Genomic DNA, 21381 nt, shown 5'->3' on the forward strand with positions numbered 1-21381 from the left:
TGACGATGAACCTTGCCCTGATCACGGCCTGCCCCAACGGCCAGATTTCCAGCGTGCTCAGCGCCCGCCTGCTGCGTGCGGCGGCGGAGCGACTGGGCTGGTCGGTGTGTGTCGAGCAATGCGACCCGCAGCATCCGGAGCGCCAGTTGAGCGAAGGCCAGATCGCCGCGGCCGACTGGGTGCTGGTGGTCACTACGCAGCCGCTGGAGCTTTCGCGCTTCGCCGGCAAACGTCTGCTCCAGGCCCGGCCGGCCGAGGCACTGGCCGAGCCCGCCAGCTTCCTGCAGCGAGCGCAGGAAGAGGCGCAGGTCTGGCAGCCCGGTGAGCCTTCGAGCGCGCCGGTCGCAGTGGAGCGCGCGGCGAAAGTCGTGGCGGTGACGGCCTGCCCGACCGGCGTGGCGCACACCTTCATGGCGGCCGAGGCGCTGCAGCAGACAGCGCAGCAGATGGGCGTCGAACTGCGGGTGGAAACCCAGGGCTCGGTGGGCGCGCGCAACCCGCTGACCGCGGAAGAAATCGCGGCCGCCGATGTGGTGCTGCTGGCGGCCGACATCGAGGTCAACCCCGAGCGTTTCGCCGGCAAGCGCATCTTCCGTTGTGGCACTGGCGTTGCGCTGAAGCAGCCGCAGGCGACTATCGAACGCGCGTTGAAGGAAGCGACGGTGGAGTCCGCTTCATCTGCCGGCAGCAGTGCAGCGCCAACCAGGAATGAGGCGCGGGGGGTCTACAAGCACCTGCTCACCGGCGTGTCCTTCATGCTGCCGATGGTGGTGGCCGGCGGCCTGCTGATCGCGTTGTCGTTCGTCTTCGGCATCGAGGCCTTCAAGCAGCAGGGCACCCTGGCGGCGGCGCTGATGCAGATCGGCGGCGACGCGGCGTTCAAGCTGATGGTGCCGATGCTCGCGGGCTATATCGCCTGGTCCATCGCCGACCGTCCGGGCCTGGCGCCGGGGATGATCGGTGGGCTGCTGGCGAGCACGCTGGGCGCCGGCTTCCTTGGCGGCATAGTCGCCGGCCTGCTCGCGGGCTATTCGGCGCGGGCAATTGCCCAGTGGATTCCGCTGCCTGCCAGCGTCGCGGCGCTCAAGCCGATCCTGATCATTCCCTTGCTGGCCAGCCTGTTCACCGGGTTGGTGATGATCTACGTGGTGGGTTCGCCGGTAGCGGCGATGATGCGTTCGCTCACCGACTTCCTCGCGGGCATGGGCACCACCAACGCCATCCTGCTCGGCCTGCTGCTGGGCGGGATGATGTGCGTGGACCTGGGTGGGCCGATCAACAAGGCGGCCTATGCGTTCTCGGTCGGCCTGCTCGCCTCGCAGAGCTACGCGCCGATGGCGGCGGTGATGGCCGGCGGTATGGTCCCGCCCATCGGCATGGGCATCGCCACGCTGCTGGCGCGGCGCAAGTTCGCCCAGAGCGAGCGCGAGGCGGGCAAGGCCGCGCTGGTGCTGGGGTTGTGCTTCATCTCCGAAGGGGCGATTCCCTTTGCCGCGAAGGACCCGCTGCGGGTGATCCCGGCGAGCATCGCCGGAGGTGCGCTGACCGGCGCGCTGTCGATGCTGTTCGGCTGCAAGCTGCTGGCGCCCCATGGCGGCCTGTTCGTGCTGCTGATTCCCAACGCGATGAACCACGCGCTGCTCTACCTGCTGGCGATCGCCGCGGGCAGCGTGGTGACCGGGGTGCTCTATGCGCTGCTCAAGCGCGGCGAGGCGGCGCCGATGATGGTGATGGGGCAGGTGTAACGGAGCTTGCACTGACGCAGGGGCGGACGGAGTCCGCTCCTGCGGGTCCAGCTTCGGTCAGGCGCTGCGTCGCTGACGTTGCTCGACGACCTGCGCCGGCACCGGCAGGCGGTGCGAGTCGCCACGGCCCATGGGGAAGTACTCGAAGCCGTAGCGCGCCACGCGCTCGGGGTCGAACAGGTTGCGACCGTCGAAGATCACCGGGGTCTTCAGGCGGCTGGCCACCAGCTCGAAATCCGGTGCCTTGAACTGCCGCCACTCGGTGCAGATCACCAGCGCATCGGCGCCGCCCAGGGTGGCTTCCGGCGTGCCCATCAGGGTCAGGCGTTCATCGTGGCCGTACAGGCGCTGCGCTTCGGGCATGGCTTCGGGGTCGAAGGCGCGGACCTTGGCGCCGGCTTCCCACAGGGCTTCCATCAGGGTGCGGCTGGGAGCGTCGCGCATGTCGTCGGTGTTGGGCTTGAACGACAGGCCCCAGAGCGCGAAGGTGCGGCCCTTGAGCTTGCCGCCGTAGTAGCTGCGGATGCGCTCGAACAGCTTGCTCTTCTGCCGCTGGTTTACCGCTTCCACGGCGCGCAGCAGGTCGCTGGAGCAGTGGGCTTCCTCGGCGCTCTGGATCAGGGCCTGGACGTCCTTGGGGAAGCACGAGCCGCCGTAGCCGCAGCCGGGGTAGATGAAGTGGTAGCCGATGCGCGGGTCGGCGCCCATGCCCTGGCGCACCGCTTCGATGTCGGCGCCCAGGTGTTCGGCCAGCTCGGCGATCTGGTTGATGAAGCTGATCTTGGTGGCGAGCATGCAGTTGGCGGCGTACTTGGTCAGTTCCGCGCTGCGCAGGTTCATGGTCAGGATGCGGTCGTGGTTGCGGTTGAACGGCTCGTAGATCTCGCGCATCACGTCCAGCACCTCGGTGCTTTCGCAGCCGATGACGATGCGGTCGGGTTTGCGGCAGTCGGCCAGCGCCGAGCCTTCCTTCAGGAACTCGGGGTTGGAGACGATCTCGAAGTCCAGGCTGCGGCCTTCTTCGGCGAGCACCGCCAGCACCTTGGTCTTCACGCGATCGCCCGTGCCCACCGGCACGGTGGACTTCTCGACGATGATCACCGGCTGGGTGCGGTTGCGGGCGATGCCCTCGGCAACCGCCAGCACGGCGCGCAGGTCGGCGGAGCCATCGGGCAGCGGCGGGGTGCCGACGGCGATGAACTGCACGCGGCCATGGCCGGCGGCCTCGGCGACGTTGCTGGTGAAACGCAGGCGTCCGGCTTCCAGGTTGTCCTTCACCAGCTCGGCGAGACCCGGTTCGAAGATGCTGATCTGGCCGCGCTTGAGCTTGGCGATCTTGTCTTCGTCGATGTCCATGCACAGGACGTCGTGGCCCACTTCGGCCATGACCGCGGCCTGCACCAGGCCCACATAACCGATTCCGAATACGCTGATTTTCATGTTGTGCTCTCCCGGATAGGGACTCGAAGCGGGATTGGGGTCAGTCGAACTGCGCGCGCTCGGAGCGAGCGTCGCTGGGTTTGATGACGGTTGTTCTGTCAGGGCGGCGCGGTGCGTTGATTGCGATCACGCCGGCGATCACCAGGGCGACGCCCAGGGTGCGCGGCAGGCTCAGGGGTTCGCCGAAGCCCGGCAGCAAAGCGGCACCGAGGTAGACGACGGCATAGCTCAGGCTCAGCAGCGAGTAGGCGCGGCTCAGCGGCAGGTGTTTGAGGGCGAGCAGCCAGCAGAGCATCGACAGCGCGTAGGCCAGGACCGCGCCGGCCAGCGCCGAGAGGGCGGCAAGGTCCAGTTGCGCGAGGTCGAACGGCCAGTGCGTGGGCAGGCGCGTCATGCTCCAGCGCATGCCCAGCTGCGCGCCGCTCACCAGCAGCACGCTGCCCAGAGCGAAGGCGATGCCGCGCTTCACGAGTGCATCCCCAGCAGGGCGACGCCACCGACGATCAGCGCGACGCCGAACCAGTGGCGCGCATCGATGCGCTCGCCGAACAGGCGGCTTGCCAGGAGCGTCACCAGCACGAAGTTCAGGCTCAGCATGGGATAGGCGACGCCTACCTCCAGGCGCTGCAGGACCAGCAACCAGAACAGCAGACCGAAGCCCAGGCAGGCGATCGCCAGCAGCAGCCAGGGCGAGAAAAGCTTCGCCGCGATGCTCGAGGGAGCATCGCGCCAGCTTTCCACGGCGAATTTCTGCGCCAGCTGGCCCATGCAGGTAAGCAGGCAGGCACCGGCCAGCAGCAGGGCGGTCATGGCGCGGCCTGCGGAATCAGCAGGACCACCAGGTGGTTCTGTCGATAACTGATGGCGTCGCTGGGCAGCATGGCCAGTTCGGCTTCGTCGCTGGCGCTGTTGACCCGCATGATCACGCCGATGGGACCTTCGGCGCGGGCGTGCTCGATCCAGGCGTGGATGCCTTCGGGGGCAATGCTGCGGCCCTGGCCTTCTGGATAGCCCAGGCCGAACTTCAGCTCGCCTTCGGTGTTGAACAGCGTGATGTCGCTGCGCTGGGTACGCCAGGCGAGGGCGGTAGCGGCGCCCAGGTCATTGCTCAGCAGGCTGCGGGCGCCCTTGAGCTGGTCCAGGTGCTCGGCGATGAACTGGTCGGGCATCTTGCTGTTGACCATCTTGTTCGGCATCGCGTTGGGCACCAGCGCCACCAGCAGCCAGGCCGCGAAGGCCGGCGCCGCCCAGTAGCGACTGGGGCGCAGCAGTTGCAGCAGGCCGGCCAGCAGCCAGACGATGCAGACCAGGGCGACCATCAGCACGCTGGGTAGTTCGTCGTGGTACTGCGGGTGGCGGGCCTGCATGAACACCAGGCCGGCCAGCGCGCTGCTGCCCAGCAGCAGGTTGAGTGCGCCGTTGAGTTTCAGCGCAATCAGCTTGCGTTGTTGCAGCGCGCGGCCGATGGCGTCGGCCATCAACAGGGCCAGGGGGGCGAAGCAGGGCATGATGTAGGTCGGCAGCTTGCCCTTGGCCAGGCTGAAGAACAGGAAGGGCATGACGAACCACAGCAGCAGGAATACCAGCCTGGAATCACGCCAGCCCTGCAGGCCGTTGCGCAGCGCCGGGAAGATCAGCACCGCCCAGGGCAGTGCGCTGGCGAACAGCAATGGCACGAAGAACCAGATCGGTCGGCCGTGCTGTGCGTCTTCCCCGGCGAAGCGGCGAATGTGTTCATGCCAGAAGAAGAAGTCCCAGAAGTCCTGTTCGCGGGCGTGGATCAGCAGCACCCAGGGTGCGGCGACCAGTACGGCGACCAGCACCGCCAGGGGCCCGTAGCGCAGCAGTTCGCCGAAGCGCTTCTGCAGCACGGCATAGGGCAGACCGACGAGCACCGGCAGGAGGAAGGCCAGGAAGCCCTTGGTCATGAAGCCGAAGGCGCAGGCGGCGCCCAGCAGACTCCAGGCGGCGAAGCGTCCACGGGTGGTTCTGGCGTCGAAGGCGAACCACAGGGCACCGAGGCTGAGGTTCACGCAGAAGGTGAACTGCGGGTCGAGGTTGGCGTAGCCGGCCTGCCCGGCGATCAGCCCGAAGCTCAGGTACAGCAGGCCCGCGGCCCAGGTGCGGCGCGGGTCGTTCCACAACCGGCGGGCGAGCAGGATGACCAGCAGGGTACTCAGTGCAGTCACCAGCGCCGAGCCGAAGCGCACGCCGAACAGGTTCTGCCCGAACACGGCCTGGCTGGCGGCGGTCAGCCAGTAGCCGCCGGTGGGCTTCTCGAAGTAACGCAGGCCGAGCAGGTGCGGGGAAACCCAGTCGCCGCTCTGCAGCATGGACTGGCTGATCTGCGCATTGCGCGACTCGTCGGGAATCCACAGCCCGTGGAAGGCCATCGGCAGCAGGATGCACAGTACGAAGGCGGCTAGCAGGGACGGGTAGGCCAGGCGCTTCATGCGTGCTGCACCCCCAGCCAGCCTTCGCGGCCGGCCAGTTCGCCGCGTACCAGGCTGGCGACGGGCAGGGTGGTCGGGTCGTCCGGCAGCAGCCGGCCCAGCGGAACGAAGCGGATGCCGCCGGCCCGTGTCTGGGCCAGCAAGCGGCGGAAGTCGTGGGCCATGAGAATGCCCTCGACCTCGGCGTGAATGGTGTACACGTTCAAGGCGTCCATGTCGAAGCGGGAAAGGATGTAGTCATTGAAGGCGGAAGGCGCGACCTGTGGACCGACGACTTCGTCGAAGGTCGGCATGTCCACCGGAATCTGCGGGGTACCGGCACGACCGTCGGCCAGGCGCGGGCGGAACAGCGAGCGCCCGCGGCAATCGCTGTTGTAGCGAAAGCCGAAGCGCTCCTTGGCTTCCACGGTGCGCTCGTCGGCGCGCCAGCCGGCCACCGCCGAACACTCCACCGGGTTGCCGAGGATGTCGGCGAGGGTATCCACGCCACGGCGGATCTGCTGCTCCAGTTGCTGCGCGCTCCAGCGGCCGGCGTTGGCCTGCCAGCCGTGGTGGTCCCAGGCGTGCAGGCCGACTTCGTGGCCGGCGTCCTGGGCGCGTCGCATCAGATGGCCCAGGTCGCGGCCGATCGGCTTGCCCGGCCAGGCGGTGCCGGCCAGGAGGATGTCCCAGCCATAGAGTCCGGCGGCGTTGGAACGCAGCATCTTCCACAGGAACTGCGGGCGGATCAGGCGCCACAGGTGCCGGCCCATGTTGTCGGGGCCGACGCTGAAGAAGAAGGTCGCCTTGACGTCGGCTTCCTCGAGCATGTCCAGCAACCGGGGCACGCCATCACGGGTGCCACGGTAGGTGTCGACGTCAATGCGCAGTCCCGCTCTCATCAGGCGATGCTTTTCTTCAGCGGGAAGGCGTGGGGCACACCGCCGGCGCGTTCGGCCAGGGCTTCGCGGAGGAAGAAGTCCAGGGTCTTGCCGATGGTCTCGGCCAGTTCCACGCTCGGCTGCCAGTTCAGCAGACGACGGGCGTTCTCGATGCTCGGCTTGCGGTGCGACACGTCCTGGTAGCCGTCGCCGTAGAAGCTGTGGCTTTCCACTTCGCGGAAGCCGGCGAAGGGCGGGAACTGGTCGCGCAGCGGGTGGGCCTCGAACTGGCGCAGCAGCTCTTCGCCCAGCTGGCGGATGCTGGCTTCGTTGTCGGGGTTACCGATGTTGACGATCTGCCCGTCGCAGCGGCTGCCCTCGTTGTCGATGATGCGCGCCAGCGCTTCGATGCCGTCGTCCACGTCGGTGAAGCAGCGCTTCTGCTCGCCACCGTCGACCAGGCGGATCGGGGTGCCTTCCACGAGGTGCAGGATCAGCTGGGTAATGGCGCGGGAGCTGCCGATACGGGCGGAATCCAGGCGGTCCAGGCGCGGGCCCATCCAGTTGAACGGACGGAACAGGGTGAACTTCAGGCCCTTCTGGCCGTAGGCCCAGATGACGCGGTCGAGCAGTTGCTTGGACACCGAGTAGATCCAGCGCTGCTTGTTGATCGGGCCGACGATGAGATTGGAGGTGTCCTCGTCGAAGTTGGCGTCGGCGCACATGCCGTACACCTCGGAAGTGGACGGGAAGATCACGCGCTTGTTGTATTTGACGCAGTAGCGGACCAGCTTGAGGTTTTCCTCGAAGTCCAGCTCGAACACGCGCAGTGGGTTGCGGGTGTATTCGATGGGCGTGGCGATGGCCACCAGCGGCAGGACCACGTCGCACTTCTTGATGTGGTACTCGATCCACTCGGTGTGGATGCTGATGTCGCCTTCGACGAAGTGGAAGTCCGGGTTGCCCTTCAGGCGCTCGATGGCGTCGGAGCCGATGTCCAGGCCGTAGACCTCGTAGTTGCCGTCACGCAGCAGGCGCTCGGAGAGGTGGTTGCCGATGAAACCGTTGACGCCGAGGATCAGCACACGGGTCTTGCGCTTGGGCTTGCCGGCGGCGCCGTGCAGGCGCGAGCCATCCACCAGGCCCATCTCGCGGGCCAGTTGCGGGCCGGCGAGGAACAGGCCGCTGTCATTCTGCTGGCCGGAGAGGATTTCCAGCGAGTCTTCGCCGCAGGCAATGCGCAGAGGATCGACCGAGAGCACCGAGCCAGGCGCCATGCCGTTGTTGCCGGCCGCGACGCGCGAGCTCCAGACGATCAGCTTGCGATCGCCCACCGGGGCGAAGGCGCCGGGGTAGGGCTGGGTCACGGCGCGCACCAGGTTGTGCAGCTCGCGCGCCGGGCGTTTCCAGTCGAGCTGGCCATCCGCCGGGGTACGGCGACCGAAGTAGCTGGCGCGGGATTCGTCCTGGGCGACTTCCTGCAGCTCGCCGCGAGCCAGGCGCGGCAGGGCGGCGGCGAGCAGCTCGCGGGTGGCTTCACGGAGCTTGCCGTGCAGGACCAGGGCGGTGTCGTCGGCGCCGATGGCAACGCTCTGCTGGGCGAGGATGCCGCCGGCATCGGCGCGCTTGACCATGCGGTGCAGGGTCACGCCGGTCTCGGTTTCGCCGTTGACCAGCACCCAGTTGGCCGGGGCACGGCCACGGTAGCGCGGCAGCAGCGAGCCATGCAGGTTGTAGGCGCCCCTGGCGGCGCAGGCCAGCAGCTCTTCGCTGAGCAGGTGGCGGTAGTAGAAGGAAAAGATGTACTGCGGCTGCAGCTCACGGATGCGTGCGACCCACAGCGGGTGGTTGACGTCTTCCGGGGCGTGCACCGGAATGCCCAGGCGCGCGCAGAGCTGCGCCACGGAGCCATAGAAGCGGTTTTCCTTCGGATCGTCGGCGTGGGTGAAGACGGCGTCGATCTGGTAACCGGCGGCAAGCAGGGCCTCGATGCCGGCGCAGCCGAAGTCGTGGTAGGCGAAGACGATGGTCTGCTGGGTCATGGCTGGATGGACTCGAAAGAAGGGGAAGAAGCGGTGATCGGGGCGCGCGGCGTCTCGGTGCGGACGATGCGCTCGATGAAGAAGCGGGGGCGGGCGCGCACGTCGTTGTACATGCGCCCCAGGTACTCGCCGAGCAGGCCCATGCCGACCAGCTGCACGCCGGTGAACATGAACAGCACGGCGAACAGCACGAACACCCCGTGGCCGGCCCAGGCGGCGCCGAACAGCAGGCGCAGCACCAGCAGCATCAGGGCGAAGGCGAAGCCGGCCATCGCCATGCCGCCGCCGACGAAGGACAGCAGGCGCAGCGGCGAGGTGGTCATGCAGGTGACCAGGTCGAACATCAGGTTGATCAGGCGCAGGAAGTCGTACTTCGACTCGCCGTGCTCGCGCTCGGCGTGGGCGACGAGGATCTCGCTGGTGTGGCGGGCGAAGCTGTTGGCCAGAATCGGGATGAAGGTGCTGCGCTCGCGGCAGGCGAGCATCGCCTTGACGATGCTCGAGCGATAGGCGCGCAGCATGCAGCCGTAGTCGTTCATCGCCACGCCGGTGGAGCGCTGCACGGCGAGGTTGATCAGTTTCGACGGCCAGCGGCGCAGGGCGGAGTCCTGGCGCTGCTGGCGCACGCTGCCGACCACGTCGTAGCCCTTGGCGGCCTCGGCCACCAGGCGCGGGATTTCTTCCGGCGGGTTCTGCAGGTCGGCGTCGAGGGTAATGACCAGGTCGCCCTGGCACTGCTCGAAGCCGGCCATGATCGCCGCGTGCTGGCCGTAGTTGCGGTTGAGGATCACCGCCAGCACATGGCTGCCCGGCGCCTGCGCGGCTTCCTGCAGCAGGTCGGCGGAGCTGTCGCGGCTGCCGTCGTCGATCAGCACGATCTCGTAGTCGCGGCCCAGCTGTTCGCAGGCGGCGGTGGTCCGGCGCAGCAGCTCGGGCAGGCTGGCCTCTTCGTTGTACACCGGGATGACGATGGACACGCGATGGATCGGATAGGGTTTCACGGTGGCGTTACCGAAGCAGGGTTTCGATGGCGTCGACCACACGGTCCTGGTCGGCCTGGGTCATGTCGGGGAACAGCGGGATGGAGACGATCCGCGAGGAGTTCCACTCGGTGTTGGGCAGTTGCACGCGCGGGTAGCGCTGGCGGTAGTAGCTGTGCAGGTGGCTACCGATGAAGTGGATGCCGCTGCCGATGCCGCGCTGCTGCAGGCCCTGCATGAAGGCTTCGCGGTCGATGCCGCAACGCTCCTGGTCGATGCGCAGGACGTACAGGTGCCAGGCGTGATGCTGCGGGTAGTCCGGCACCGCCAGCGGTTGCACGGGCAGGTGCGCCAGGCGTTCGGCGTAGCCCGCGGCCAGTTCGGCGCGGCGGGCGTTGATCGCATCGAGCTTGGGCAGCTGGACCAGGGCGATGGCGGCGTTGATGTCCGTGAGGTTGTACTTGAAGCCCGGCTCCACCACCTGTGCCTGCGGCTTGCGGCCGTGGGTCAGGCGGTCGTAGGCATCGACGCCCAGGCCGTGGAACTTCAGGGTGCGTACGCGATTGGCCAGGACTTCGTCATCGGTGACGAACATGGCGCCCTCGGCGCAGGTGAGGTTCTTGATCGCGTGGAAGGAGAAGATCGCGGTGCCACGCTGGCCTACCGGGCGGCCACGGTAGAAGGTACCGGCAGCGTGGGCGGCGTCTTCGATCACGGGGATGCCATGGCGCAGGGCGAGCTCGTCGATCGGGTCCATGTCGCAGGCGGCGCCGGCGTAGTGCACCGGGATGATGGCTCGGGTACGCGGGGTGATCGCGGCCTCGATGCGGGCGGCGTCGGTCATCAGGGTGTCACGGTCGACGTCGACGAACACCGGGGTGGCGCCCAGCAGGCTGATCATGTTGACGGTCGAGACCCAGGTCTGCGACGGGGTGATCACCTCGTCACCCGGGCCGATGCCCAGGGCCAGCAGCGCCAGGTGCATGCCGCCGGTAGCGGAGGACAGCGCGACGGCGTGGCGGCAGCCGATCGACTGGGCGAACTGTTGCTCCAGTTCTGCGTTCTTCGGCCCGGTGGTGATCCAGCCCGAGCGCAGGACTTCATTGACTGCCTGGATCTCCTCCTCGCCGATGCTGGGGCGGGAGAAGGGGAGGAAGGGCATTTCCATGTGGTGTTCCAAAGGCCGTCACGGCTCTGTCAGGGGGTGAGAGAACGCTACGGGGGAGATCGTTAAGAAGCCGTTAAGTGGATGTCGTGATTCCGTTCGTCGGTCGAATTGCGACGTGTCGCACCTGAAGGTGAGGAGTCACTTGAGTGAACGGTCTGAAAACGACATGGCTGATGTCGGAAAACGCTGTTGAACACTCGTTCATCCTTGGCTATGGTGGCCCAACGCTCCTGCGGACCCTTCTGCAGGACATTCCGTCATTCGGATGAGGCCCTTGCATGCGTTATTCGTCGCTTGTGGACAGGATGGTCGGACCCGGCGTGGCCGCCTGGGACATTCACTACGCCGCCATTGCCGCCCAGCGAGCTGGCCGCGACGTGATAGTGCTCAGCGTCGGCGACCCCGATTTCGCAACCCCGGACTTCATCACCGATGCCGCCGTTGCCGCGTTGCGCGACGGCGACACCCATTACAGTGACGTCGCCGGCAAACCCGCACTGCGCCGGGCTATTGCGGCGTTGCATGAGCGGCGTTTCGGCCAAAAGGCCGGGCCCGAAAACGTCATCGTCGTCGCCGGTGCTCAAAACGGCCTGTTTGCCGCCGCGATGTGCCTGCTGGAGAAGGGCGACGAGGTCATCACCTTCGACCCGGTCTACGTCACCTACGAAGCCACGCTGAAAGCCACCGGCGCCGTGCTGGTCGGGGTGCCGACCCGTCCGGAAAACGGCTTCCGCCCGCTGGCCACCGATATCGTCGCAGCGATCACCCCGCGCACGAAGGCGATCTTCCTCGCCAACCCGAGCAACCCGACCGGCGTCGTGCTGGACCGCGACGAGCTGCTGGCCATTGCCGCGCTGGCGGAGGCCCACGACCTCTGGGTGGTAGTGGACGAGGTCTACGAGGGCCTGACCTTCGAGCGCGAACACCAGAGCTTCGCCGCGCTACCCGGCATGGGCGAGCGCACCCTGAGCATCGGCAGCCTGTCGAAATCTCACGCCATGACCGGCTGGCGCGCTGGCTGGATAGTCGCCAACCCGACGCTGGTCGGGCACCTGGAAAACCTCGCGCTGAACATGTTCTACGGCCTGCCGGGCTTCGTGCAGGAAGCCGCCCTCGCGGCGGTGGAGCGTCACGACGAGGTTGTCACGACAATGCGCGAGATCTACCGCCGCCGCCGCGACCTGGTGGTCGCCGCGCTGAGCGATTGCCCGCGGGTGAAGGTGCTGTCGCCCGAAGCCGGCATGTTCGTCATGGTCGACGTGCGCGATACCGGCCTCAGCTCGCTGGACTTCTCCTGGCAGCTGTTCCACGCCACCGGTGTCTCGGTGCTCGACGCGGCGGCCTTCGGCCCGCAGGCGGAGGGCTTCGTGCGGCTGTCCTTCGGCCTGAGCGACGAGAGCATGGCGGAGGCCTGTGCGCGGATCATCCGCTTTGTCGAATCCCTTCCGGCGAAGGCCAACTCCGTAGGAGCGGACTCCGTCCGTGATGTGCCCCGTGCCGAGGCGGGTCGCGGGCATGGCCCGCTCCTGCAGGACGTGCAGGCGCAGTCCAGACCGGTGATCGAGGTTCGGGATATCCACAAGCGCTTCGGCGACTTCGAGGTGCTCAAGGGTGTGTCGCTGTCGGCTCGTGAGGGCGAGGTGATCTCGCTGATCGGCGCCAGCGGCTCGGGCAAGAGCACCCTGCTGCGCTGCATCAACATGCTGGAGATTCCCAACCAGGGCTCGGTCACCGTCAATGGCGAGACCATCGGCCTGACCCAGAACCGTCATGGCGAGCCGATGGTGGCCGACCAGAAGCAGCTCACCCGCATCCGCTCGCAGCTGGGCATGGTGTTCCAGAGCTTCAACCTGTGGCCGCACCGCACCGTGCTGGAGAACCTGATCGAGGCGCCGACCTTCGTCCTCCACGAGAGCAAGGCCGAGGCCCGCGAGCGCGCCGAGGCGCTGCTGGAGCGCGTCGGCCTGGCCGAGAAGCGCCACGAGTACCCGGCCTTTCTTTCCGGCGGCCAGCAGCAGCGCGTGGCCATTGCCCGCGCGCTGGCCGTGCGGCCGAAAGTGATGCTGTTCGACGAGCCGACCTCGGCGCTGGACCCGGAGCTGGTGGGCGAAGTGCTGAAGGTGATCCGCTCGCTGGCGGAGGAGGGGCGGACCATGATCCTGGTCACCCACGAGATGGCTTTCGCCCGCGACGTATCCAGCCATGTGGCGTTCCTCCACAAGGGCCTGATCGAGGAGGAGGGCACCGCCGAGGAGGTCTTCTCGCGGCCGCGCAGCGAGCGCTGCCGGCAGTTCGTCAACGCGCACCAGAATCGCTGACCGATGCCGCGCTGTCGGCGCATCGATGAGCGTGACCCAACACTAAGTAAAACAATGCAGGGGATCACGATGAACAAGAAAGGTCTGTGCAATCTGATGGTGGGTGCGGCGATGCTGGTGGCCGGCGTGGCGAGCGCCCAGGCCGAGACGATCCGTTTCGCCCTGGCCGCCGAGCCCTATCCGCCGTTCTCGCAGAAGCAGCCCGATGGCAGCTGGGTCGGCTTCGAGCCGGACCTGATCCACAAGGTCTGCGCCGAGATGAAGGCGACCTGCGAGATCGACGAGGTAGCCTGGGACGGCATCATCCCGGCGCTGCTGGCGAAGAAGATCGACGTGATCTTCAACTCCCTGTCGATCACCGATGAGCGCGAGAAACAGATCGCCTTCAGCCGCCCCTACTACGACACCCCGGTGGCCGTCGCCGCGCCCCAGGCGGTGGACGTGCAGATCAGCCCCGAGGGCCTGAAGGGCAAGACCATCGGCGTGCAGATATCCACCGTCAGCTCCAACTACCTCAAGCAGTACTACGAGAAGATCGCCGACGTGCGCTACTACGACACCCAGGATTCGGTGAACGCCGACCTGGTGGCCGGGCGCATCGACCTGATGATGGCCGACGGCATCGCCGTGGCGTCCTTCGTCAAGTCGCCGGACGCCCAGGCGGCCGGCATCGTCAACAAGGGCGAGGTGAAGTACGACCCGCTGTTCGGCCGCGGCGTCGGCGCCGGCATGCGCAAGGGCGATACCGAGCTGAAGGCGAAGATGGACGAGGCCATCGGCAAGCTGCTCGCCAGCGATGACTACAAGGCGCTGTCGGACAAGTACTTCGGCATGAGCGTCGCGCCCAAGCAGTGATCCCGGCGTGAGCCGTCCCCGTGCCCGCTGCGGGCACGGGGACGACCCTGAGCCTCCCTCCTGGAGACGGCCATGCAAAGCATCTTCGACCTGATCGGCTTCGGCCCCACCGGCTGGGGCCCGGCCCTGCTCAAGGGGCTACTGGTCACCCTGCAGATTTCCGTCGGCGCCTTCCTCGTCGGCCTGCTGATCGGCCTGGCCGCGGCCAGCGCCAAGATCGGCGGACCGCGCCCGCTGGCGATACTCGCGCGTGGTTACACCACGCTGTGCCGGGCGGTGCCGGAGCTGCTGCTGATCCTGCTGCTGTTCTACGTCGGCTCCATGGGCCTGAACCAGTTCTTCGAATGGCTCGGCTATGGCCAGGTGAAGCTCAACGGCATGATGGTGGCCATCGTCGTGCTCGGCCTGGTGCAGGGCGCCTACGCCTCGGAAATCTTCCGTGGTGCCATCCAGTCGATCCCCTATGGCCAGATCGAAGCGGCGCGCGCCTACGGCATGCACGGCTTCGGCCTGTTCCGCCGGGTGACCCTGCCGATGATGGCGCCCAACGCGCTGGCCGGCATGGCCAACCTGTGGGTCAACCTGATCAAGGACAGCGCGCTGATCAGCGTGGTGGGCACCAACGAGCTGCTCTACACCGCCAAGCAGGCCGCCGGTTCGACCCGTCACTACCTGACCTTCTACCTCACCGCGGCGGCGCTGTATTACGTGCTCACCGTGCTTTCCAACCTGTTCGCGGGCTACCTGGAGCGGCGCTTCCGCCGCTGGATTCCGGCGGTCTGAACGAGGCGCGGCGATGAACGAACACTGGCTATTCGTCTATGGGGCCCTGCTGCTCAAGGGCCTAGGCACCACCCTGGTGATCCTGCTGATTTCCGCCACGCTGGGCTTCGTGCTGGCGCTGGGTGTGGCGCTGGCGCGGATGTCGCGCAACTTCCTGGTCTCGCGCCTGGCGCTGGCGTACACCAGCGTGATTCGCGGCACGCCGCTGCTGGTGCAGATCTACATCTTCTACTACGGCCTGGGCAGCCTGTTCGCGCAGTTCCCGCTGATCCGCGGCAGCTTCCTCTGGCCGTACCTGCGCGATGGCTTCTGGTACATCGTCATCGCGCTGATCCTCTCGGTCGGCGCCTACGTCGGCGAGGTGGTCCGCGGCGGTCTCAAGGCGGTACCGCGCGGCGAACTGGAGGCCGCTTCGGCATTCGGCATGAACCGCACGCTGGTGCTCTACCGCGTGTGGTTGCCGCGGGCGATTCGCCTGCTGCTGCCGACGCTGGCGGGGGAAAGCGTGATGCTGCTCAAGTCCACCGCGCTGGCTTCCACCATCGCCGTGGTCGACCTGCTCGGCGCCGCCAACGTGGTGCGTGCGCAGACCTTCCAGATCTATGAGCCGCTGCTGCTGGTGGCGGCGATCTATGTCTGCCTGACCTTCATCATCGAAGCGCTGTTTGCCTTGCTGGAGCGCGCCACCCCGGTTCGCCGCGAGCAGAAGACGACGCAGCGTTCATGGCTGGGCAAGCGCCGTGCAAGAACGGCAGTTTGAGTGATTACGCGTAGGCACCTCGGCGCAGTCCCTCTACCCAGCAACGGCTGAGCTCGAGGCCGTCGGCGGCGCTGAAGGTCGAGGGGTTCAGGCACCACTCCAGCCACAGTCCGTCGAGCATGGCGGAGAGACCGATGGCGGCGAGTCGCGGGCGCGCCACGCTGAAACCCTCGGCGCTGGCGAGTTCGCTGATGAGCTTTTCCAGGATCGCGAGGTAGCTGTGGTAGCCGCGCTCGTGTGCCTCGTTCACTGGCGGCGAGTGGCGGATCAGGCTCCAGAACACGACCCAGGGGCTGAGCAGATCGGGGTCCAGCACCTGGGGCGAGAAGGACCCGGTGAGGAAGGCTTCCATGCGCACGGCCGGGTCGTTGCCGACCGCGTCGACCTGCCGGTAGAGCGCCTGGGTCACCTCGCTGGCGAGGGTTTCGTAGGCCTGGGCGACCAGCGCGTCGATGCTGCCGAAGTGGTGGTTCACCAGGCCCACGGCGACGCCGGCTTCCTTGGCGATGCGACGCACCGAGATGCCTGCGTGGCCATCGGCGACCAGGCACTTGAGGCAGGCGCGCACGAGGTGGTCGCGGCGTTCCTCGGGTGTGGCGCGCTGGGCTTTCTGGCGGGGGGTATCCAAGGGCGGGCGTCCTGTGTTGCGGGGTGCCGGCAAGCGGCGAACGGTTTCGATACTAGGAGGCGCCGGGGAAGATTTCCATGGGCGATTCGGACAAGAGGAGAGGGCAAATGATCGAGGACGTATCCTTCAGCGTACCGGGTGATTCCGGTGCCGAGCTGCGCGTGCGCGCCTGGCGTATCGACGGCGGCAGGCCGGGGCCGAAGGTGCACCTGCAGGCCGGCGTACATGCCGATGAAATCGCCGGGATGCTGGTGCTTCACGAGCTGCTGCCACGCCTGCGCGATGCCGCCGAACGCGGTGCGCTCAACGGCAGCGTGACGGTGGTGCCGCAGGCCAATCCCATCGGCATCGGGCAGTTCCGCCAGGGGCGGATTCTCGGTCGGAACCACGACGCGACCTCGCGCAATTTCAATCGTGGCTTCATCGCCTCGGCGGCCGCCAGCGGCACCCTGGATAACCTCACGCTGTGGCAGAAACGCGTGGCAGAACTGGCCGCGCCTGCGGACATCGTGCTCGACCTGCACACCGATGACGAGGCGCTGCAGTACGTCTACCTCCACGAGTGCTTCTGGCCTGCCGCGCAGGACCTCGCTGCCGCCCTTCGCGCGGAGCTGGCGATCATCTGGGAAGGCGATGGCGATGGGGCGTTCGAAGAGGTGGTGATCGCCCCGTGGCTGGCCGAACAGCGCTTCGCCGGGCGATTGGTGGCAACCGTCGAACTGCGCGGCCAGGGCGACGTCAGCGATGCGCTGGCACAGCAGGATGCCGATGGTCTTTACCGTTTCCTGGGCGCCCGTGGCGTGGTGAGCGATGCCGGGCCGTTGCCGGAGTGGAAGGGAGTTGCCACGCCCATGGGCTTCATGGAAACCGTGTTCGCCCCGGCGGCTGGCGTGCTGGTTTTCGAACGCGAGCTGGGCGAGTACATCGAGGCGGGCGAGCGCTTCGCGCGCATCATTGCCCGTCCCGGCGACGCCAGCAGCGAGCACATCCTGCGCGCACCGCAGAGTGGGCTGCTTGCCACACGCTATCGCGACCGGCTGATCCCGCAGGGCGCCATCGCCGCCAAGCTGACCGGCAGCGCGACTTCCAGCACCTGGAGTTCCGGCGCACTCGATCCGTAACGCCGAATGGCAGTTCGGCACCCACAAAAACGCCCGCACAAGGCGGGCGTTTTCGTGAGCGGCGAACTCAGTGGTGTTCGCGGGTGGCGCGGAAGGTGATGTCCGGCCAGCGCTCTTCCATCAGGCTCAGGTTCACGCGGGTCGGGGCCAGATAGGTGAGGTGGCCGCCGCCGTCGACGGACAGGTTCTCGAAGGCCTTGTCCTTGAACTCCTTGAGCTTCTTCTCGTCCTTGCACTCGATCCAGCGCGCGGACCAGACGTTGATCTGCTCGTAGGCGCACTCGACCTTGTATTCCTCCTTCAGGCGGCTGGCGACGACGTCGAACTGCAGCACGCCGACGGCGCCGAGGATGATGTCGTTGTTGCGCTCGGGGAAGAACACCTGGGTGGCGCCTTCCTCGGCCAGTTCCTGCAGGCCCTGGCGCAGCTGCTTGGACTTGAGCGGGTCCTTCAGGCGCACGCGGCGGAACAGTTCCGGGGCGAAGTGCGGGATGCCGGTGAAGCCCAGCGCCTCGCCTTCGGTGAAGGTGTCGCCGATCTGGATGGTGCCGTGGTTGTGCAGGCCGATGATGTCGCCGGCGAAGGCCTCTTCCAGCTGCTCACGCTCGCTGGAGAAGAAGGTCAGCGCGTCGGCGATCTTCACGTCCTTGCCCAGGCGCACATGGCGCATCTTCATGCCCTTCTCGTACTTGCCCGAGCAGATGCGCATGAAGGCGATGCGGTCGCGGTGCTTCGGGTCCATGTTTGCCTGGATCTTGAACACGAAGCCGGAGAACTTCTCCTCGGTCGGTGCCACGGTGCGCTCGTGGGCGCCACGCTCCAGCGGTTGCGGAGCCCAGTCGACGATGCAGTCGAGCACCTGGTCGACGCCGAAGTTGCCCAGCGCGGTACCGAAGAACACCGGGGTCATCTCGCCCTTGAGGAAGGCGTCCTTGTCGAACTCGTGGCAGGCGCCCTGCACCAGCTCCAGCTCTTCGAGGAAGTTGTCGTAGAGGTCGCCCAGGTGCGCGCGTGCTTCGTCCGAGTCGAGCTTGTCGATGACCTTGGTCTCGATGCGCTCGTGGCCGTGGCCCGGCACGTAGACGATGATCTTGTCCTGGGCGAGGTGGTACACGCCCTTGAAGTCGCGGTAGCAACCGATCGGCCAGGTGATCGGCGCGGCCTTGATCTTCAATACCGCTTCGATTTCGTCGAGCAGCTCGATCGGGTCGCGGATGTCGCGGTCGAGTTTGTTGATGAAGCTGACGATGGGCGTATCGCGCAGGCGGCAGACTTCCATCAGGGCAATGGTACGCGGCTCTACACCCTTGCCGCCGTCGAGGACCATCAGCGCCGAGTCCACCGCGGTCAGGGTGCGGTAGGTGTCTTCGGAGAAGTCTTCGTGGCCGGGGGTGTCGAGCAGGTTGATCATGTGCTCGCGGTAGGGGAACTGCATCACCGAGGTGGTGATGGAGATGCCGCGCTGCTTCTCCATCTCCATCCAGTCGGAGGTGGCGTGGCGGTCGGACTTTCGCGACTTCACGGTACCGGCGACGGCAATCGCCTTGCCCATCAGCAGGAGCTTCTCGGTAATGGTGGTCTTACCGGCGTCGGGGTGGGAAATGATCGCGAACGTGCGGCGCTTCGCGACTTCGGCGGCTTGGATGCTCATGGATGGGTGCCTGGTCGATTCGGTGAAGACGGGCGGCGAGCGGCCCGAAAAACGCGGGATTATAGCCTGATTCGAGGCGTCGCCGGCAGACCCGGCGACGCAAGGTGCTTGGCCTTTGATGGGGCCTTCAGTGGTGGCTGTCGGCGACGGGCTCGGCGCCTTTGTAGATGCGCCGCACCAGCGGACCGATGGACAGGCCCTGGAGCAGGATCGACACCAGCACCACCACGTAGGTCAGGCTGAGGATCAGGTCGCGCTGCTCGCCCAGCGGCAGGGACAGCGCCAGGGCTACCGAGACGCCGCCACGCAGGCCACCCCAGACGAGGATGCGGATGGTGCCGGCAGGTACCTGGCGGCGGCCGTTTTCCCGCTGGCGCAGCACGAGGATGGCCGGGGCGACGGTGAGCAGGCGCGAGATCAGCACCGCGCCGCCGAGGACGAAGGCAGCGACCACGTGCAGCCAGTTGAATGGCAGCAGGAGCAGCTCCAGGCCGATCAGGGCGAACAGCAGGGCGTTGAGGATCTCGTCGATCAGCTCCCAGAACTTGTCGATGTAGCGCCGCGTCTCGTCGGACATGGCGTACTGCCGCGCCTGGTTGCCGATGATCAGGCCGGCCACCACCATGGCGATCGGCGCCGACACGTGCAGCCGTGCCGCCAGTGCTGCGCCGCCGATGACCAGGGCCAGGGTCAGCATGACTTCCACCTGGTACTGGTCGATGCCACGCATCATCAGGAACACCCCGTAGCCCAGCGCTGCGCCGAACAGGATGCCGCCGATGGCCTCCTGCACGAACAGCCAGGCGATGGAGGACACGGTGGGTGTCTCGCCGGCCAGCAGGATGCCCAGCAGGATGGTGAAGACCACCACGGCGGTGCCGTCGTTGAACAGCGACTCGCCGACGATGGTGGTGGCCAGCGGCTTGGGCGCGCCGGCGGACCTGAGGATGCCCAGCACCGCGATGGGGTCGGTGGGCGAGATCAGCGCGCCGAACAGCAGGCAGTAGATGAAGTCCACGTGCCAGCCGAAGAGGGCGAAGGTGTAGTAGGCCAGGTAGCCGATCACCGTGGTGGCGATCAGCACGCCGAAGGTGGCCAGAAGGCCGATGGGCCACTTGTAGTTGCGCAGGTCGGCGAGGTTCACGTGCAGCGCGCCGGCGAACAGCAGGGCGGGCAGGAACCAGGTCATCAGCACGTCGGAGAAGTCGATGCGGCTGATGATCTGCTGCATCTCGACTTCCAGGACCGGATAGCCGAGCAGCGACATGCCCTGGGCGATGAAGGAGAACACCAGGGCGGTGGCCATGACACCGATGGTCGGCGGCAGGCGGATGAAGCGGTAGTTGACGTAGGTGAGCAGGGTGGTCAGCGCGATGAACGCCGCAGCCAGATCAAGCATGGTGAAGGATCTCCGTGGTAGGCAAGACGCCGGCCCCGAGTGACCTATCCATGGGTCGGGGGCACGCGAAAGGAACCCGATGATAACCGCTGAGCGAAACCGCGTGCGTGTTCGCCGGGCGCATTCGGCGTTGGGCAAGTGCACCTGGGCGATGGTTCAGCCGGGTCGACGGTTTTTTTGAAAAAAACTTTGTCGCCCACAGCCCCCGGACCATGGGGGCTGACGCCGGTTTCGACTGCGCGCGATGGCACAAAGATGGCAATTTTATTGAACGGATGGGCACGGACGGGGGTCCATCCCTTCGCGACGGTAATCCGCAAACGCATGCGCAAGTGCTTGATTCCCGTCGCGTTTAATCGCGGTCCCAGATGGGTTTCTGGACGGGATCGAGCGTCAAGTGAGCGGGGCGATGCCAGTCGCCGCGCACCCGAAGGGAGTCCCCCAACCATGGTGAAAACCACCACGGGCAAGGCCCTGTTCGGCGTCTGCTTTGCAGTCGTTGTTCTGGCTTTGCTGATCCACTGGATCACCCCCGCCACCTTGTGGCAGTACCGCGAAGACCTGCTGTTCTACCTGCAGGCGCACCTGGTTCTGGTGTTCGCATCCATGCTGGCCGCCGTTGCGGTCGGTATCCCCGCCGGCATCCTGCTCAGCCGGCCCGCGCTGCAAGGGCAGGCCGAACGCCTGATGCAGGTGTTCAACGTCGGCAACACCATCCCGCCGCTGGCCGTGCTGGCCGTCGCCCTGGCGATTGTCGGGATCGGCAACGGCCCGGCGATCCTCGCCCTGTTCCTCGCCTCCTTGCTGCCCATCGTGCGCAACACCTACGAAGGCCTGCGCGCCGTGCCGGCCTCGCTCAAGGAAGCGGCCACCGGCATCGGCATGACCCCGCGCCAGGTGCTGCTGCGGGTCGAGTTGCCCAACGCGGTGCCGCTGATCATGGGGGGTGTGCGCATCGCCCTGGCGCTGAACGTGGGTTCCGCGCCGCTGGCCTTCCTGATCGGCGCCAACAGCCTGGGCAGCCTGATCTTCCCCGGCATCGCCCTGGACGACCAATCCAAGCTGCTGCTCGGAGCCGTGTGCACCGCGCTGCTGGCGCTGGTGCTCGATGGCCTGGTGGTGCTGTTCAGCCGGAGCGTGCTGGAGCGGGGGCTGACGCAATGAAGGGACTGGAATTC

The 21381-nt window shown here is 66.8% G+C and carries 18 protein-coding genes; 7 read left to right on the forward strand and 11 right to left on the reverse strand.

Annotated elements, in window-relative coordinates:
* Positions 1 to 5: 5 nt before the first annotated feature.
* Positions 6 to 1745, forward strand: coding sequence for a PTS fructose-like transporter subunit IIB (locus IB261_RS05140; RefSeq protein ID WP_192224683.1), 1740 nt, complete (start codon positions 6 to 8; stop codon positions 1743 to 1745).
* A gap of 57 nt (positions 1746 to 1802) precedes the next feature.
* Here the strand turns inward: IB261_RS05140 and IB261_RS05145 are convergent, their stop codons facing one another.
* The 8 genes from IB261_RS05145 to arnB are packed head-to-tail and all read right to left on the reverse strand — an operon-like array spanning position 1803 to position 10688.
* Complete coding sequence (locus IB261_RS05145; protein WP_192381601.1) at positions 1803 to 3185, reverse strand: UDP-glucose dehydrogenase family protein; 1383 nt, start codon at positions 3183 to 3185, stop codon at positions 1803 to 1805.
* Positions 3186 to 3225: 40 nt separating this feature from the next.
* A complete protein-coding gene (gene arnF / locus IB261_RS05150; protein ID WP_494515526.1) occupies positions 3226 to 3591 on the reverse strand; it encodes a 4-amino-4-deoxy-L-arabinose-phosphoundecaprenol flippase subunit ArnF in 366 nt (121 codons plus the stop codon).
* A gap of 59 nt (positions 3592 to 3650) precedes the next feature.
* Positions 3651 to 3995, reverse strand: a complete 345-nt coding sequence (arnE, locus tag IB261_RS05155; protein WP_192381602.1) for a 4-amino-4-deoxy-L-arabinose-phosphoundecaprenol flippase subunit ArnE — start codon at positions 3993 to 3995, stop codon at positions 3651 to 3653.
* Entirely contained in the window at positions 3992 to 5638 is a 1647-nt protein-coding gene (gene arnT / locus IB261_RS05160) for a lipid IV(A) 4-amino-4-deoxy-L-arabinosyltransferase (protein ID WP_192381603.1), read from the reverse strand. The genes arnE and arnT overlap by 4 nt, the downstream gene beginning before the upstream one ends.
* Positions 5635 to 6522, reverse strand: coding sequence for a 4-deoxy-4-formamido-L-arabinose-phosphoundecaprenol deformylase (gene arnD / locus IB261_RS05165; protein WP_412548384.1), 888 nt, complete (start codon positions 6520 to 6522; stop codon positions 5635 to 5637). Before arnD ends, arnT begins: the two co-directional genes overlap by 4 nt.
* Positions 6519 to 8540 carry a bifunctional UDP-4-amino-4-deoxy-L-arabinose formyltransferase/UDP-glucuronic acid oxidase ArnA gene (arnA, locus tag IB261_RS05170; RefSeq protein ID WP_192381605.1) on the reverse strand — a complete coding sequence of 674 codons (2022 nt, stop codon included), beginning with the start codon at positions 8538 to 8540 and terminating at the stop codon, positions 6519 to 6521. The genes arnD and arnA overlap by 4 nt, the downstream gene beginning before the upstream one ends.
* Positions 8537 to 9541: an undecaprenyl-phosphate 4-deoxy-4-formamido-L-arabinose transferase gene (gene arnC, locus IB261_RS05175; protein ID WP_081517398.1), complete on the reverse strand. Its 1005-nt coding sequence runs from the start codon at positions 9539 to 9541 to the stop codon at positions 8537 to 8539. Before arnC ends, arnA begins: the two co-directional genes overlap by 4 nt.
* A 7-nt stretch (positions 9542 to 9548) precedes the next feature.
* Positions 9549 to 10688 carry a UDP-4-amino-4-deoxy-L-arabinose aminotransferase gene (gene arnB / locus IB261_RS05180; RefSeq protein WP_151189434.1) on the reverse strand — a complete coding sequence of 380 codons (1140 nt, stop codon included), beginning with the start codon at positions 10686 to 10688 and terminating at the stop codon, positions 9549 to 9551.
* Between the two features lie 278 nt (positions 10689 to 10966).
* On the opposite strand from arnB, the gene IB261_RS05185 reads away from it, so the two are divergent.
* The 4 genes from IB261_RS05185 (at position 10967) to IB261_RS05200 (ending at position 15404) form a co-directional block, all read left to right on the forward strand.
* Positions 10967 to 13006 (forward strand): aminotransferase class I/II-fold pyridoxal phosphate-dependent enzyme, encoded by a 2040-nt coding sequence (locus IB261_RS05185; RefSeq protein ID WP_192381606.1) that lies wholly within the window; start codon positions 10967 to 10969, stop codon positions 13004 to 13006.
* A gap of 69 nt (positions 13007 to 13075) precedes the next feature.
* On the forward strand, positions 13076 to 13861 hold the full coding sequence (locus tag IB261_RS05190; RefSeq protein ID WP_138212225.1) for a transporter substrate-binding domain-containing protein: 786 nt from the start codon (positions 13076 to 13078) through the stop codon (positions 13859 to 13861).
* 72 nt (positions 13862 to 13933) lie between these two features.
* Positions 13934 to 14644, forward strand: coding sequence for an ABC transporter permease (locus tag IB261_RS05195; protein ID WP_081517402.1), 711 nt, complete (start codon positions 13934 to 13936; stop codon positions 14642 to 14644).
* A 13-nt stretch (positions 14645 to 14657) separates the two neighbouring features.
* On the forward strand, positions 14658 to 15404 hold the full coding sequence (locus IB261_RS05200; RefSeq protein ID WP_081517403.1) for an ABC transporter permease: 747 nt from the start codon (positions 14658 to 14660) through the stop codon (positions 15402 to 15404).
* 4 nt (positions 15405 to 15408) lie between these two features.
* Here IB261_RS05200 and IB261_RS05205 read toward each other — a convergent pair whose 3' ends face one another.
* Positions 15409 to 16032 (reverse strand): TetR/AcrR family transcriptional regulator, encoded by a 624-nt coding sequence (locus tag IB261_RS05205; protein WP_081517404.1) that lies wholly within the window; start codon positions 16030 to 16032, stop codon positions 15409 to 15411.
* Between the two features lie 107 nt (positions 16033 to 16139).
* Between IB261_RS05205 and IB261_RS05210 the strand changes: the two genes are divergently transcribed.
* Positions 16140 to 17153: a M14 family metallopeptidase gene (locus IB261_RS05210; RefSeq protein ID WP_192224690.1), complete on the forward strand. Its 1014-nt coding sequence runs from the start codon at positions 16140 to 16142 to the stop codon at positions 17151 to 17153.
* A gap of 67 nt (positions 17154 to 17220) precedes the next feature.
* On the opposite strand, the gene IB261_RS05215 is transcribed toward IB261_RS05210, so the two are convergent.
* Positions 17221 to 18804, reverse strand: coding sequence for a peptide chain release factor 3 (locus IB261_RS05215; protein WP_054906664.1), 1584 nt, complete (start codon positions 18802 to 18804; stop codon positions 17221 to 17223).
* 127 nt (positions 18805 to 18931) lie between these two features.
* Positions 18932 to 20203, reverse strand: coding sequence for a cation:proton antiporter (locus IB261_RS05220; protein WP_081517407.1), 1272 nt, complete (start codon positions 20201 to 20203; stop codon positions 18932 to 18934).
* Between the two features lie 447 nt (positions 20204 to 20650).
* Here IB261_RS05220 and IB261_RS05225 point away from each other — a divergent pair, with 447 nt between their 5' ends.
* Complete coding sequence (locus IB261_RS05225) at positions 20651 to 21367, forward strand: ABC transporter permease (RefSeq protein ID WP_192381607.1); 717 nt, start codon at positions 20651 to 20653, stop codon at positions 21365 to 21367.
* Positions 21368 to 21381 lie beyond the last annotated feature (14 nt).

Source organism: Pseudomonas sp. PDM20, from assembly GCF_014852575.3.
In the GTDB taxonomy this organism is placed as follows: Bacteria; Pseudomonadota; Gammaproteobacteria; order Pseudomonadales; family Pseudomonadaceae; genus Pseudomonas.

Excerpts from the sequence above, each read along its gene's own strand:
- arnT (WP_192381603.1), bottom strand. The coding sequence starts at position 5,638 with ATGAAGCGCCTGGCCTACCCGTCCCTGCTAGCCGCCTTCGTACTGTGC.
- arnA (WP_192381605.1), bottom strand. The coding sequence starts at position 8,540 with ATGACCCAGCAGACCATCGTCTTCGCCTACCACGACTTCGGCTGCGCC.
- arnF (WP_494515526.1), bottom strand. The coding sequence starts at position 3,591 with ATGCGCTGGAGCATGACGCGCCTGCCCACGCACTGGCCGTTCGACCTC.
- IB261_RS05185 (WP_192381606.1), top strand. The coding sequence starts at position 10,967 with ATGCGTTATTCGTCGCTTGTGGACAGGATGGTCGGACCCGGCGTGGCC.
- arnE (WP_192381602.1), bottom strand. The coding sequence starts at position 3,995 with ATGACCGCCCTGCTGCTGGCCGGTGCCTGCCTGCTTACCTGCATGGGC.
- IB261_RS05225 (WP_192381607.1), top strand. The coding sequence starts at position 20,651 with ATGGTGAAAACCACCACGGGCAAGGCCCTGTTCGGCGTCTGCTTTGCA.
- IB261_RS05140 (WP_192224683.1), top strand. The coding sequence starts at position 6 with ATGAACCTTGCCCTGATCACGGCCTGCCCCAACGGCCAGATTTCCAGC.
- IB261_RS05145 (WP_192381601.1), bottom strand. The coding sequence starts at position 3,185 with ATGAAAATCAGCGTATTCGGAATCGGTTATGTGGGCCTGGTGCAGGCC.
- IB261_RS05210 (WP_192224690.1), top strand. The coding sequence starts at position 16,140 with ATGATCGAGGACGTATCCTTCAGCGTACCGGGTGATTCCGGTGCCGAG.
- IB261_RS05195 (WP_081517402.1), top strand. The coding sequence starts at position 13,934 with ATGCAAAGCATCTTCGACCTGATCGGCTTCGGCCCCACCGGCTGGGGC.
- IB261_RS05220 (WP_081517407.1), bottom strand. The coding sequence starts at position 20,203 with ATGCTTGATCTGGCTGCGGCGTTCATCGCGCTGACCACCCTGCTCACC.
- IB261_RS05215 (WP_054906664.1), bottom strand. The coding sequence starts at position 18,804 with ATGAGCATCCAAGCCGCCGAAGTCGCGAAGCGCCGCACGTTCGCGATC.
- IB261_RS05190 (WP_138212225.1), top strand. The coding sequence starts at position 13,076 with ATGAACAAGAAAGGTCTGTGCAATCTGATGGTGGGTGCGGCGATGCTG.
- IB261_RS05200 (WP_081517403.1), top strand. The coding sequence starts at position 14,658 with ATGAACGAACACTGGCTATTCGTCTATGGGGCCCTGCTGCTCAAGGGC.
- arnB (WP_151189434.1), bottom strand. The coding sequence starts at position 10,688 with ATGGAAATGCCCTTCCTCCCCTTCTCCCGCCCCAGCATCGGCGAGGAG.